The organism is Pseudomonas sp. HP_14, assembly GCF_055283875.1.
In genome coordinates this window covers 21,959-35,735 of record NZ_JBTOQI010000008.1, presented here as the reverse complement: position 1 = coordinate 35,735, position 13,777 = coordinate 21,959, and the positions used below count along the sequence as shown (strand labels likewise).

The window sequence follows — 13,777 nt, the reverse complement described above, 5'->3', positions numbered from 1 at the left end:
GCCTTATTCGTTTGTCGCGGAAGAGGGGTGCGAATGCGCCGGTCGGGTGGGCAAACTCACCACCCGAGCATGGGGCATGAAAAACAGCGCCAGTGCGAAGACCAGATAAATCAGGTAAGCACTCAGGGTGCTGACGGTCGGCGCATCCTGATAACCGAACATGCCCGCCAGTACCGAGCCAGTTGGGCCATCCATCGGCAACGTAGCGCTGATGTCGAAGACCACGGTTTGCAGATGGTTCCAGACACCGGCTTCATGCAGTGCCTGTACCGAGTTGGCCAGGATGCCTGCCGCCACCACGAGGATGAACAGCCCGGTCCAGCGGAAGAACAGGCTCAGGTTCAAACGCATGCTGCCGCTGTAGATGGCGAAGCCCACGGCAACCGCGAGGATCAGGCCGAGCAGGGCACCCAGTGGCGCGCTGGCGCCTTCACTCTGCTGAAAAACCGCCAGCAGGAAGAACACAGTTTCCAGCCCTTCGCGGGCCACGGCGAAGAACACCATGGCAATCAATGCATAGGTTTGATTTTTCGAGCCAGCCAGAGCGGCATCGAGAGATTCGTGCAAGGCATGCTTGATGGAGCGCGCTACTTTGCGCATCCAGAACACCATGGAACTGAGGATCGCGACGGCTAGAAGACCGACGATGCCTTCGAACAATTCCTGTTGTTTTTGCGGGAATTCGGCACTGACCAATTCCAGGCCACCCCCGACAAACAGCGCCAGAGCCACGGCCAGGAAGACACCGATCCACACGGCGGGCATCCACTCGCCACGGCCGGTCTGCTTCAGGTAACTGGCGATGATGCCAACGATAAGCGCGGCTTCAATCCCTTCGCGCAGCATGATCAAAAAAGGAACGAGCATGTTTCACCAGGGTTAATGCGTTAGGCTGGTCTGTCTCAAAGGCGGCAAAAGAGCGCTCCGCCTGAAACAATGCGTAACATAATGATACTCATTATTGAATGCGCATAGTTGTTTTTTTGTGCTGGTTCGTATTTGAGCTGTTTGTTCAGGTGGGGTTCAGGCGGGGAGAATCTGTAGGAGCTGCCGAAGGCTGCGATGCGGTGTGTCAGGTAAATCTCTTCGCAGCCTTCGGCAGCTCCTACAGAAAATGTTCATCAATTCAGGATTTGTAAAATCTCGTGCGCCAACTTCACCCGCGCTTCATTCGGGTAGTTTTTGTTGGCCAGAATCACGATGCCGATCTTCTTCTCCGGAACAAATGCCACATAGCCGCCATAGCCAGTGGTAGATCCGGTCTTGTTGATCCAGACATTTTGCTGCGGTTCGAGCGCTGGATTGATCGGGCTGGCAGGCTGGGTTTCGAAAGCCATTTTGTACGAGTTGCCCTCCTGCAGCGTCTCGACAGTGACCGGATAAGGGTATTGCTCCCAGATCAGGTCCTGGGTCATTTCCCCCACTTTGAAATAACCCACATGCGTATCAGCAATTGCCTTGGCTAATGCACTGTCTGCCTTGCCAGGGTTGATGTTCAGCTCAACGAAATGCAGTAAATCCTTGCTGCTGGATCTCATCCCATAGGCCTCATTGCCCAGCACGCCGCTTTGCAAGCGGACCGGCGCGTCCTGTTTGTTGTAGCCCTGTGCGTACAAACTCATCTTGTCGGCAGGCACATTCAGATAGCTGTTGGTCAGTCCGAGCTTTGGAAACAGTTGCTGCTCCATTGCTTGCTCGAACGGAGTGTTCATTGCCTTGGCGGTGATCATCCCCAGCATGCCGATGCTCGGGTTGGCGTAGGTGCGTTTGCTGCCTGCCGGGTACTCCGGTTTCCAGGCTTTCAGGTAACTCATCAGTTGTTCGGTGTTCTGAACTTCATCCGGCACCTGCAAAGGAAAACCGCCCGCCGTGTGCGTGGCGAGGCTGATCAGGCTGACCTGGTCGAAAGCGCTGCCTTTGAGTTGCGGCAGGTATTGGCCCGGATGATCCTGGAGCGACAGCTTGCCCGTCGCCTGCGCGTAACTGGCCAGGGTTGCGGTGAAGGTCTTGCTGATAGAACCGAGCTCGAACAACGTGTCGCTGCTCACTGCCTGGCCGGTGTCTTTGGATGCAACGCCATAATTGTAGAAACGCTGTTGCCCATTGGACGTGACGGCGATGCTCATGCCGGGAATGTTGTATTGCTGCATGACTTGCGCGGCCGCTTTACGCACGGAGTCATCAAAGTTTGCCGCATCAGTATCTGGTTTTGCCTGAACAGCGCTTGCCAGACAAGTGAAAGAAAGGCTGCACGCGAACAGCAACGATTGAGTCATCAGACGCATCAAGATATTCCTTGGATTCCATTCAGAGCGCGGAAAATATTCGTTTGGACGCCGCGTCCTCAATAAACGTTCTGCCGCAAGGTATTTCCCAAAAGCTCAATAAACTGCCGCGCCGGCGGGCTCAGACTCTGACCGCTTCGGGTGATCAAACCGATGTCACGGCTGACGCCGGGATGGTCCACCGGTACGCAAACCATATCATCCCGGCCCTCGTCAGCCGACTCCGGCAGCAGCGTCATACCCAGGCCCTGGCGAACCAGTGCCAGCACTGTGGACATGTAATTGGCTTCCAGCCCCGGTATCAGCGTCAGTTGTTCATCTGCAAATAACTGCTCGACCCGCTCACGTACGCTGCTGTCCCTGCCGGTCAAAATAATCGGCTGATCGGCAAGCTCACCCAGTTTGATCGATGTCTTCATGGACAGCGGATGACCGGCGGGCACGAACAGGCACAAACGGTCGGTCAGCACCACTTCGAACTCCAGACCGTGCGCCATGCGTGCGCGTACCCCCAGACCGAAATCCACCTCGCCCTCGCGTACCAGCGCGTCGATGCGTTGCGCCACGACATCGCGCAAGCGTACTTCGACGCCGGGGAATTGTTCCCGAAACAGGCGCAGTACGGGCGGCAAGGTGCTGGAGCACATGGAGGGCAGGGCGGCGATGGTCAATACGCCGCGCCTTAACGCCGCCAAATCCCGGGAACCGCTGACGATGTTGTCGAGGTCCAGCAGCAGTTTTTCCATCGGCATCAGGTTGCTTTGGCCAGCGGCTGTCAGGCTTACGTGGCGCGGACTGCGCTCCAGTAATGACACGCCGAGCCAGTCTTCGAGTTGCTGAATCTGCACGGTGAGGGCCGACGGGCTCAGGCTCAACTCCACGGCAGCCTTGGCAAAGCTGCCGCTGTGGGCGACGGCGAGAAAGGCGCGTATGTGCTGAATCGAGTTCTTCATGGTCGTGTGCCTGTTTTTATTCGTATGGTTTTGTTTTTCCGAATGCAGCATGCCGAACATTTCAATTTACAAAGCTTACCTGTGTTTTCAATACTCGTTGAAAACAACAACAGCTCATCCGCCGCGCCAGCGGGAAGGATGACGAACAGGAAGTACCTATGCTCGCCACTCTCGGTGTCATTACCATTCTCTGTCTGCTCGCTGCCGTCATGAGCAAACGCCTCTCACCCCTCGTTGCACTGATTGCCTTACCGATCATTGCCGCCCTGATCGGTGGTTTCGGCCTGCAAACCAGCGGCTTCATCATTACCGGCATCAAGAACGTCGCCCCTGTGGTAGGCATGTTCGTGTTCGCGATTCTGTTCTTCGGGGTGATGACCGACGCGGGCATGCTCGACCCGATCATCGACCGCATCCTGCGCACCGTCGGTACCCGTCCGACACGCATTGTGATGGGCACCGCATTGTTGGCGCTGCTGGTCCATCTGGACGGCTCGGGAGCGGTGACTTTTCTGGTGACCATCCCGGCGATGCTGCCGCTGTATACGCGGCTCGGCATGGATAAACGCATTCTGGCCTGCGTGACGGCCATGGCCGCCGGGGTCAACTTTCTACCGTGGACCGGCCCGGTGTTGCGCTCCTCGGCAGCGTTGCATGTACCGGTTGCGGATTTGTTCCAGCCGCTGATTCCGGTGCAACTGGTCGGTCTGGCCTTCGTGTTTTTCTGTGCCTTTATGCTCGGTCGTCGTGAAGAAAAACGCCTTGGCCTGGGCGCTGGCGCCAATGTGGACGTCGTGCCAAAGCGGGTGCTGGCCGACCACGAAGAGGTGCTGCGTCGGCCGCGTCTGTTCTGGCTCAACCTGATTTTGACCATCGCGGTCATGGGCGTGATGATTTCCGGCCTGGTTGATCCGGTGGTGATGTTCATGCTCGGCACCGTCGTGGCGCTGTGCATCAACTACCCGAATGTCGACGCTCAGCGCGCTCGCATCGATGCGCATGCGAAGACGGCCCTGACCATGGCCAGCATCCTCCTGGCGGCCGGTGTATTTACCGGCATCATGCAAGGCACCGGCATGCTCAAGGCCATGGCCGAAGTGGCCGTGGCGCAGATTCCCGCAGGCCACGGCAAGCTGATTCCGATGGTGGTGGGCTTTATTTCCATGCCGCTCAGCATGCTGTTTGATCCGGACTCGTTCTACTTCGGTGTCATGCCGGTGATTGCTGAAGTCGGCAAGGCGCTGGGCGTCGATCCGTTGCAAGTGGCTCAGGCCTCGCTGCTGGGCGTACACACCACTGGCTTCCCGGTCAGCCCGCTGACTCCGGCGACCTTCCTGCTGGTGGGGCTGTGCAAGATCGAACTGGCCGATCACCAGCGTTTCACCATTCCTTTCCTGTTTGCCGCCTCAGTGTTGATGACCCTGACGGCGCTGCTGCTGGGTGTGTTCTGACTGCCAAACAGCAAACACTGAACTTGTAGGAGCTGCCGAAGGCTGCGATGGCGGTGTGTCTGGATGAATGCTTCGCAGCCTTCGGCAGCTCCTACAGAAAAATTCATTTCAGTTCAAACAATTACCCTTTGTTTGAGAGGACTACCACCATGAAAACCTTACGCATTGGCTCCGGCGCCGGTTATTCCGGCGACCGTATCGAGCCTGCTGTTGAACTGGCCGAACACGGCGATCTGGATTACCTGGTCTTCGAATGTCTGGCCGAGCGCACCATCGCTTTGGCGCAACAGGTCCGGTTGGCCGATCCTGAAACGGGTTATGACCCGCTGCTCAGTGAGCGCATGCGTCGTGTGTTGCCGTTCGTGGGGGGCGGTTCTGCACGGCGTTTAAGAGTGATCACGAATATGGGCGCGGCCAATCCGTTGGCGGCGGCACGCGAGGTGCGGCGGATTGCTGCCGAACTCGGTTTGCATGGCCTGAAAGTCGCGGCTGTGACGGGGGATGACGTGCTGTCTGCGTTGCAGGCCGATCCGCATCAGTTGCTGGACAACGGGGCAACGCTTGGCTCTCTGGGCGAGCGGCTGATTTCTGCCAACGCTTACATGGGGGCCGAAGGGATTTTCGAAGCGTTGCGGGCCGGTGCCGATGTGGTGATCACGGGGCGGGTTGCTGACCCGTCGTTATTCCTCGCTCCTCAGCTATTTGAGTTTGGCTGGGCGGCAGATGACTGGTCGCTGCTGGGGCGTGGCACTGCTATTGGTCATTTGCTTGAATGCGCGGGGCAGATCAGCGGCGGGTACTTCGCTGATCCTGGCTACAAGGACGTGCCGGATCTGGCGCGTCTGGGCTTTCCCCTGGCGGAAGTAGATGCCTCTGGTTCGGCCGTCATCAGCAAGGTAGCAGGCTCGGGTGGACGTATCGATACCGCGACCTGCACAGAGCAGCTTATTTATGAGGTGCATGATCCTGCGGCATACCTGACGCCTGATGTCTGCGCCGACTTCTCTGCGGTTGCTTTCGAAGTCGCAGGTTTGGATCGGGTGAGGGTCAGCGGTGCTCATGGACGTGCGCGTCCTGAAACGTTGAAGGTGTCAGTGGGTTTCCTCGACGGCTGGATTGGCGAAGGGCAGATTTCCTATGGCGGGCCGGGGGCTTTGGCGCGCGCAAGGCTGGCCCGTGATGTAGTGCTTGAGCGTCTGAAACTGACGGGCGTCAGCTATGACGACATTCGCGCCGAACTGATAGGAGTGGACTCGCTGCACGGCGACGAGCTGGGTTCACGCACTGCGGCTGAGCCTTGGGAAGTGCGCCTGCGCGTGGCGGCACGTTGCGCCGACAAGGCTCAGGCCATACGCATCGGCAATGAAGTCGAAACCCTTTACACCAATGGTCCTTATGGCGGAGGTGGGGCCACCAAAGGTTTGCGTCAGGTTGTGGCGGTCGCGTCGTTGTTTGTTCCGCGTTCTGCGGTGACAGCTGTTGTACATCTGGAGGATGCATCATGAGCCGCCCTGTAAAACTGCGCGAACTGGCCCATTCCCGAACCGGCGACAAAGGCGACACCTCGAACATCTCGGTGATTGCCTATCGCGCAGAAGACTATTCACGCTTGTGTGAAGTGTTAACCGCGCAGCGTGTCGCCGCGTATTTCGCCGAGCTGCTGGACCCGAATGCCGGGCCTGTGCGCCGATATGAATTGCCCAACGTTCAGGCCCTGAACTTCGTCCTGCCCGGCATCCTGCGTGGCGGCGTCACCCGCTCGCTGGCACTGGATGCCCACGGCAAGGCGCTGGGCGCGGCGTTGCTGGATATTGATGTTTAGCGGAAAGGCTAACCCGAATAAATTCGGTCCTACCGGGTTCTGCGTCTTGCTCAGGTCTCCGGTAGGAGCGAACTTGTTCGCGAAGGGGCCGGTACATCCACAGGCTGTGTATCGTCTGGAGTGCCGCCTTCCCGAATGAATTCGGTCCTACCGGGTTCTGCGTCTTGCTCAGGTCTCCGGTAGGAGCGAACTTGTTCGCGAAGGGGCCGGTACATACGCAGGCTATGTATCGTCTGGAGTGCCGCCTTCCCGAATGAATTCGGTCCTACCTGTTCATCACCCATGCTGCACATCGGTCCGCTTGAGCAATTGCTTGCAACGGTTCGACAGGTGCACCACCCGCAGATGTTTGCCCGCCTTGGTATAGCGCTCGCGCAAGGTCTGCAATGCTGATACCGCCGAGTAATCGACGAAGCTCAGGTGTTGGCAATCGAGGGTGACTTGAGCAGGGTCTTCAGCTGGGTTGAACTGGTTGAGAAAGCGCGTCGTGGACGCAAAAAACAACGTGCCGTGCAGCGTGTAAACCTTGCTGCCGTCAGCCTCCAGGTGCGTGTCCGCGTACAACTCACGCGCTTGCTGCCAGGCAAAGTTCAGCGCTGCGATAACGATACCGAACATCACCGCAGTGGCCAGATCGGTCAGCACCGTCACGATGGTTACGGCAATGATCGCCAGCACATCGTTGACCGGCACTTTGTGAAGTACCCGCAACGACGCCCAGGCAAAGGTTTGTTGAGCCACTACGAACATCACACCGACCAGCGCGGCCAGCGGGATTTCTTCAATCAGCGGCGACAGAAACAGCACAAACATCAGAATCATCAAACCCGCGACCACGCCGGACAAACGACCCCGGCCACCGGAGCTTAGGTTGATCACGGTCTGGCCAATCATTGCGCAACCGCCCATACCGCCGCACACGCCAGAGGCCATGTTGGCTACACCCAGCGCCACGCACTCACGGTCCGGGAAGCCGCGGCTCTCGGTGATTTCATCGGTCAGGTTCAGAGTCAGCAGGGTTTCCAGCAGACCCACCAGCGCCATCAGAATCGCGTAAGGCGCGATGATCCGCAGGGTCTCCAGATCCCATGGCACTTCCGGCAATGCCAGGCTTGGCAGGCCTCCGGCAATGTGCGCCATGTCGCCCAGCGTGTGGGTCGGCAGATCAAGCAGATAGACCAGCAGACCAACCCCCAGAATCGCGATCAGCGCGGGCGGTATTGCTTTGGTCAGGCGCGGCAGCAGGTAAACGATCGCCATGGTCAGCGCCACCAGGCCAATCATCAGGTACAGCGGTTGGCCCGTGAGCCAGGCGTCACCCACCCTGAAATGTTCGAGCTGAGCCATGGCAATCACAATCGCCAGGCCGTTGACGAACCCGAGCATCACCGAATACGGCACCATGCGCACCAGCTTGCCCAGCCGCAGCACGCCGAACAGGATCATGATCAAGCCGCCCAGCAACACCGTCGCCAGCAGGTACTGCACACCGTGCTGCACCACCAGCGCGACAATCACCACTGCCATGGAACCCGCCGCACCGGAAATCATTCCCGGCCGCCCGCCGAACAAGGCGGTCAGGGTGCAGATGATGAACGCGCCATAAAGGCCCATCAGCGGGTTGAGGTGGGCAACCAAAGCAAAGGCGATGCACTCGGGTACCAGAGCAAAGGATGTGGTGAGTCCGGCCAGGACATCGGCGCGTATACGGGCTGGTTTCATGGGGTACCTGAAAGGGGGCAATGCCGGGAAAGCAAAAAGAGGGGATGTTACTGAATGTGGCTGGTGGGTGCTACACGTAGGACCGGCTTTGCATAGATTCTGTGGGAGCAGAGCTTGCTCGCGATAAGGCTGGATGCGATCTAAAGTGAACCGCGTCCAGCCTTATCGCGAGCAAGCTCTGCTCCCACAAGATTTCATGTCAGCCAACAGATCGCAATCAGTTCACTTGCTCGTATATGCTTTGCACCCCCTCACTTAGCCGAGCGATGCGCTACTCATGAATGCCGTTTCACCCTTGCAGGCCTATGAACGAGCTGTCGAGCAGTTGGGTTTCCAGCCGGACGCTGCGCAACTGCATGCCGTCCAGCAATTGCAGGCGTGTTTCCTGGCGCTGAACGACAACCCGAAAGCGGCGCAGGGCGTTTATCTATGGGGGCCAGTCGGGCGGGGCAAGACCTGGCTGATGGACCGCTTTTTCGAAAGCCTCAACGTTCCGGCCCGGCGTCAGCATTTTCATCACTTCATGCGCTGGGTGCACAAGCGTATGTTCGAACTGATCGGCACCTCCAATCCGCTCAAAGTCGTGGCCCAGGAGCTGGGGCGTGATGTTCGGGTGATGTGTTTCGACGAGTTGTTCGTCACTGATATTGGCGACGCGGTAATCCTTGGCGGTTTGCTGCAAGCCATGTTCGATGCGGGCGTGGTGCTGGTCTGCACCTCTAACCAGCCGCCCGCACAGTTGTACAGCCATGGCCACAATCGTGAGCGATTCCTGCCTGCTATTGCCGCCATTGAGCGCCACATGCAAGTGGTCACGGTCGATGGCGGCGAAGACCACCGCTTGCATCCGGGACTGCTGCATCAGCGGTATTTCGTCACCGCACCGGGGCAGAGCAGCGCGCTGGCTGCTGTATTCGAGACGCTCAAGGGTGATGAAACAGTGTCCAGTGGCGCGGTGCCTGTAGGGCATCGCAGCATCAACAGTATTCAGCACAGCGACTCAGTGTTGTGGTGCAGCTATGGCGACCTGTGTGACCAGCCTTTGGCCGCCATGGACTTTATCGAACTGTGCGACCGGTTCTCGACGCTACTGCTCAGCGAAGTTCCGGCCCTCAGTGCGCCTCAGCGCGAAGCGAAAATCGCCCGTGGTACCGAAGATGCAGTCGAACAGGTGGTGGCTGGGGATCGTGAGTTGCCGCAATTGTCGCCCCACGATGACGGGGTTCGACGCTTCATTGCGCTGGTGGACGAATGTTATGACCGCCGCGTGCCTTTATATGTCGATGCGGCGGTGCCGATGCACGAGCTGTACACCCAGGGCTATCTGTCGTTCGCCTTCCGTCGCACCTTGAGCCGTTTGCAGGAAATGCAACTGGAGCGTTTCATCCAGTAATCAGGTGCGTCGCTGCGCCAGCACGTGCTTGCAACCTTCGAAGATCAGCACCAGCACCGCCAGCCAGATGGGCAAGTAGGTCATCCATTCATCGCGCTTGATGCTTTCGCCCAGCAGCAGCGCGACGCCCACCAGCAATACCGGCTCGACGTAGCTGAGCAAGCCAAACAGGCTGAATGGCAGCAGGCGGCTGGCAACGATGTAGCTGACCAGTGCCGAGGCGCTGATCAGGCCAAGCACTGGAATCAGCACATACAGCATCGGAAATTGCTCACCCACTGACGCGTCGCCGTTGACGATGAACCAGACGCTGATCGGTAGCATGAAGGCCATGTCGAACCACAAACCGCCGAGGTTATCGGTGACCAGTTTTCGGCGCAGGACGAAATACAGCGGATAACCCACCGCGACCAGCAGGGTTTCCCAGGCGAAACTGCCGTGGTTAAGCAACTCGTTGGCGACACCGACCATGGCGCAGAAGGCCGCGACCTTCTGCAGCCGCGACAGGCGCTCGCCATAGACGATGCGCCCGGTGACAACCATCGTCAGTGGCAGCAGGAAATAGCCCATGGAAACCTGCAGGCTGCGGCCATGCAGCGGTGCCCACATGAACACCAGCAATTGCGCGCCCAGCAACAGCGAACATGCGGCGATACCGATCAGCAGTGTGGGTTGATGGCGGATACGTCCAGTGATTTTTCTGACCAGGTGCCAATCGCCACTGAACAGCAGAAAGACCGTCACGCACGGCACCGTCAGCAGCATCCGCCAGCCGAAGATTTCTTCCCCGCCCAGCGGCTTGAGCAGCGATGTGTAGAAGTACATCACCCCAAACAGCACCGAAGCCAGAACCGACAGCAGCACACCTTTATACACAGCAGCCTCTTTACGTTGCGGGCGGTTGCAGGGCGGCCCGGTTCAAAATGGTGCGTAGTTTAGCTGCGCAAACCTATTGGAGCGAGCGCATTACCCACTGGGGATTTTTCAATGAGCTTGCCGTCATTTCCCTGTGGGAGCTGGGCTTGGTCTGGGCGGCATTCCGACGATAAGAACACCTCAGTGTCAGGTGAACTGCGTCCAGTCTTATCGCGGGCAAGCCCAGCGCCTATCAAACAAGAAATAACTAACTGATTTGGAATGCATTTTCTGTAGGAGTGAGCTTGCTCGCGATAGCTTCAGCACAAGCAATATATTCATCGACCAACAGATCGAATCGCGAGCAAGCTCACTCCTACAGGTCCCGTGTTTGCTGCGCGACAGCGTGGTGTCAGGGACACCGGGGCAGCTCCCTCAGTGGAAATGCGCCAACCTAAGATGCCCATTCCTCCGTACCCATTTGGTTAACCCCCAACCTTTGTTAGTCTGCCCTCCATTACCGGACCTTTTGGTCCGCCGTTTTCAAGGAGCCTGCATGACTTCCATCAGCACCCCGGCGCCGGTTGTGCCGGGACGACTGGAACAATTTTCCACTCGCGTGGCGTTTTTCATTGCCGGTTTTGCCATCGCCGCCTGGGCACCACTGGTGCCGTATGCCAAGGCCCGGGTTGGGCTGGATGAGGGCACATTGGGCTTGTTGCTGCTGTGTCTGGGTGTCGGCTCGATTGTGGCTATGCCTCTTGCCGGTGCATTGGCAGCGCGTATCGGTTGTCGCCGTGTGTTGCTGATTTCCTCGGCAATCATTTGTCTGTGCCTGCCGCTGTTGGCCACGGTTTCGCATTTGCCGTCGCTGGTTGCCGTGCTGTTTGTCTTCGGCGCGGCGATGGGCGCACTGGATTGTGCGGTGAATATTCAGGCGATCATCGTCGAGCGCGCCAGTGGCAAAACCATGATGTCCGGTTTCCATGGCTTGTTCAGTCTGGGCGGCATCGCCGGGGCTGCGGGTGTCGCAGGGTTGTTGAGCATCGGCGCGTCGCCGTTGGTCGCGATGTTTGCCGTTGTAGCGGTTTTATTGATCGCTTTGCTCAAGGCCGCACCGCACTTCCTGAATTACGGCAGCGAAACCGATGGCCCGCCGTTTGCCATCCCGAGAGGCGTGGTGCTGTTTCTCGGCCTGCTGTGCTTCACGGTGTTCCTGTCCGAGGGGGCAATGCTGGATTGGAGTGCAGTGTTCCTCAGTGAGTTACGCGGCGTGGAAACCTCTTACGCGGGGTTGGGCTATGCAGTGTTCGCCCTGACCATGACCGCAGGCCGCTTGTTCGGCGATGCGGTGGTGCGACGTGTCGGCCCAAGGCAGGTGGTGATTTTGGGTGGTCTTTGTGCCGCGACAGGGCTGGCGCTGGCAACCCTGATTCCGTCATGGCAAGCCGCATTGCTCGGCTACGCATTGGTGGGAGCGGGCTGTTCCAACATCGTGCCGGTTTGCTACAGCGCGCTCGGGCGACAAAAGAGCATGCCGGAAAACGTCGCCGTCCCGGCGTTGACCACGTTAGGTTACGCCGGCATTTTGATCGGGCCCGCTGCCATTGGGTTTATCGCCCACTCCAGCAGCCTGGAACTGGCATTCATGGTTGTCGCCGTGATGCTGGTCGGTGTTGCAATCGGCGGGACACGACTCAAGGTCTGACTTATAGCTTGCGGGCCATGCCGGAAACCCGGATTGAACTGCCTTTCTGATCAGTAATCTCAGCGCGAATCCGGGAGCGACTGCCCATGTCCTCGCCCTGCACAATGTCGATGTGCCCGCCGTGAGGCCATTCAAGATCGCGCAGGTAACCGGCGAAGGCCGCCGTTGCCGCGCCAGTGGCGGGGTCTTCATACACGCCGCCCCAGGCAAATGTATTGCGGGTGTGGAACAGTTGCAGGTTTTCCGCATACGCCAGCAAGATCGTGACCCATCCGGCACGGGTCATAAGCTCATGCCCGGCCTGTTGGTCATACTCCATGGCCCGGAGTTTTTCCCGACTGTTCAACACCAGCACCAGATGCTGCGCGCCGCCGTTGATCAATGCCGGTGGAATACGGGCGTCCAGATCGTGTTGGGCGTAGCCGAACAGCTCCAAAGCTTCATGCAGCAAAGCGTCATCAATGGGTCCGCTGTGAGTAGGCGGTGATTGCAGGGCTGCTGAAATCAAATCGCCCTGAGCATGACCTTCGACGCTGATCTGCGCCTGGTTCAGCGTCAGGTTGAACACGCCATCGCCATACTGACCGGCCAGCGCCGCGCCCAGGGCGATCGTCGCGTGACCGCAGAACGGCACCTCGGCTTCAGGCGAGAAATACCGCACCCGAAACCCCTCGGCGGTGGGCGCAGCAAACACTGTTTCGGAAAAACCTACTTCCGCAGCAATCCGCTGCATCGTCGCCTCATCCGGCAAAAAGTCCCCGAGCCACACACCTGCCGGGTTTCCACCTTGGTCGCCATCGCTGAAGGCGGCCAGCTTTAAAACGTTTGTCGTCATGTTGATAAGAGCCTGTAGTGAGAGCGCCGGTGAGTTTCCTCAAAGCCCGGTCAGTACTCCAACCAATAGTCCTTATGTGAAGCATCTGCAAATTTGATCGATGGATGAACAGCGCACAATCCCTGTAGAAGCCGAAGGCAATCTCGGTTTGCTGTGGGAGCCGGGCTTGCCCGCGATAAGGGCGATTCGATTTAACTGACACTCCGAGGTGTCTGCATCGCGGGCAAGCCCGGCTCCCACAGAGAAGCAGCATTCCACTTGAAGATTTTTGAGCGTTACGCAGGCACCATCGCAAACCCGACACCAAAGCGGTTCCAGGCATTGATGGTCGCAATCGCCAGGGTGAGGTTGACCACTTCGCTGTCGCTGAAGTGCTCTTGCAAGGCCAGGTACTGTTCCTGCGACGCTTGCTGATTGGGCAGCAGGGTCATGCTTTCTACCCACGCCAGCGCGGCTTTTTCCCGAGGGGTGAAGAACGCGGTTTCGCGCCAGACGCTCACGGTTTGCAGGCGCGATTCTTTTTCCCCGGCGCGGCGGGCGTCGTTGGCGTGCATGTTGATGCAGAAGGCGCAGCCGTTGATTTGCGAGGCGCGCAACCGGACCAGTTCCAGCAGCGAGCTTTCCAGTCCGGATTTGCCGACGGCGGCCTCAAGGGCGGCCATGGCGCGGTAGGCTTCAGGGGCAACGGTGGCCCATTGGATGCGTTCGTTCATGTTGGCGTTCTCTTAGGTTGAATGCCCAATCGGGCGATGG

At 58.6% G+C, this 13,777-nt stretch carries 12 protein-coding genes; 5 read left to right on the top strand and 7 right to left on the bottom strand.

Features of this window, described 5'->3' with window-relative positions; translation table 11 throughout:
• Positions 1 to 3: 3 nt before the first annotated feature.
• The 3 genes from efeU to ACYASS_RS07745 form a co-directional block, all read right to left on the bottom strand.
• A complete protein-coding gene (gene efeU / locus ACYASS_RS07755; RefSeq protein WP_463585699.1) occupies positions 4 to 867 on the bottom strand; it encodes an iron uptake transporter permease EfeU in 864 nt (287 codons plus the stop codon).
• Positions 868 to 1,121: 254 nt separating this feature from the next.
• Positions 1,122 to 2,285: a class C beta-lactamase gene (gene ampC, locus ACYASS_RS07750; protein ID WP_463585698.1), complete on the bottom strand. Its 1,164-nt coding sequence runs from the start codon at positions 2,283 to 2,285 to the stop codon at positions 1,122 to 1,124.
• A gap of 59 nt (positions 2,286 to 2,344) precedes the next feature.
• Positions 2,345 to 3,238: a LysR family transcriptional regulator gene (locus tag ACYASS_RS07745; RefSeq protein ID WP_463585697.1), complete on the bottom strand. Its 894-nt coding sequence runs from the start codon at positions 3,236 to 3,238 to the stop codon at positions 2,345 to 2,347.
• A 158-nt stretch (positions 3,239 to 3,396) separates the two neighbouring features.
• On the opposite strand from ACYASS_RS07745, the gene ACYASS_RS07740 reads away from it, so the two are divergent.
• The 3 genes from ACYASS_RS07740 to ACYASS_RS07730 all read left to right on the top strand — a co-directional run bounded on the left by ACYASS_RS07740 (position 3,397) and on the right by ACYASS_RS07730 (position 6,511).
• Complete coding sequence (locus ACYASS_RS07740) at positions 3,397 to 4,689, top strand: CitMHS family transporter (protein ID WP_243248582.1); 1,293 nt, start codon at positions 3,397 to 3,399, stop codon at positions 4,687 to 4,689.
• A gap of 149 nt (positions 4,690 to 4,838) precedes the next feature.
• Positions 4,839 to 6,194, top strand: coding sequence for an acyclic terpene utilization AtuA family protein (locus ACYASS_RS07735; RefSeq protein WP_463585696.1), 1,356 nt, complete (start codon positions 4,839 to 4,841; stop codon positions 6,192 to 6,194).
• Positions 6,191 to 6,511 (top strand): AtuA-related protein, encoded by a 321-nt coding sequence (locus ACYASS_RS07730; protein WP_463585695.1) that lies wholly within the window; start codon positions 6,191 to 6,193, stop codon positions 6,509 to 6,511. Before ACYASS_RS07735 ends, ACYASS_RS07730 begins: the two co-directional genes overlap by 4 nt.
• 276 nt (positions 6,512 to 6,787) lie before the next feature.
• Here ACYASS_RS07730 and ACYASS_RS07725 read toward each other — a convergent pair whose 3' ends face one another.
• Positions 6,788 to 8,233 carry a SulP family inorganic anion transporter gene (locus tag ACYASS_RS07725; RefSeq protein ID WP_463585694.1) on the bottom strand — a complete coding sequence of 482 codons (1,446 nt, stop codon included), beginning with the start codon at positions 8,231 to 8,233 and terminating at the stop codon, positions 6,788 to 6,790.
• Positions 8,234 to 8,510: 277 nt separating this feature from the next.
• On the opposite strand from ACYASS_RS07725, the gene zapE reads away from it, so the two are divergent.
• A complete protein-coding gene (gene zapE, locus ACYASS_RS07720) occupies positions 8,511 to 9,626 on the top strand; it encodes a cell division protein ZapE (RefSeq protein ID WP_463585693.1) in 1,116 nt (371 codons plus the stop codon).
• Here zapE and rarD read toward each other — a convergent pair whose 3' ends face one another.
• Complete coding sequence (gene rarD / locus ACYASS_RS07715; RefSeq protein WP_463585692.1) at positions 9,627 to 10,502, bottom strand: EamA family transporter RarD; 876 nt, start codon at positions 10,500 to 10,502, stop codon at positions 9,627 to 9,629. It abuts the gene before it with no gap.
• Positions 10,503 to 11,037: 535 nt separating this feature from the next.
• On the opposite strand from rarD, the gene ACYASS_RS07710 reads away from it, so the two are divergent.
• Entirely contained in the window at positions 11,038 to 12,189 is a 1,152-nt protein-coding gene (locus ACYASS_RS07710) for an MFS transporter (RefSeq protein ID WP_463585691.1), read from the top strand.
• A 1-nt stretch (position 12,190) separates the two neighbouring features.
• On the opposite strand, the gene ACYASS_RS07705 is transcribed toward ACYASS_RS07710, so the two are convergent.
• Both ACYASS_RS07705 and ACYASS_RS07700 read right to left on the bottom strand, forming a co-directional pair.
• Positions 12,191 to 13,024 carry a PhzF family phenazine biosynthesis protein gene (locus ACYASS_RS07705; RefSeq protein ID WP_463585690.1) on the bottom strand — a complete coding sequence of 278 codons (834 nt, stop codon included), beginning with the start codon at positions 13,022 to 13,024 and terminating at the stop codon, positions 12,191 to 12,193.
• Positions 13,025 to 13,299: 275 nt separating this feature from the next.
• Positions 13,300 to 13,737: a carboxymuconolactone decarboxylase family protein gene (locus ACYASS_RS07700; protein WP_463585689.1), complete on the bottom strand. Its 438-nt coding sequence runs from the start codon at positions 13,735 to 13,737 to the stop codon at positions 13,300 to 13,302.
• Between the last annotated feature and the right edge of the window lie 40 nt (positions 13,738 to 13,777).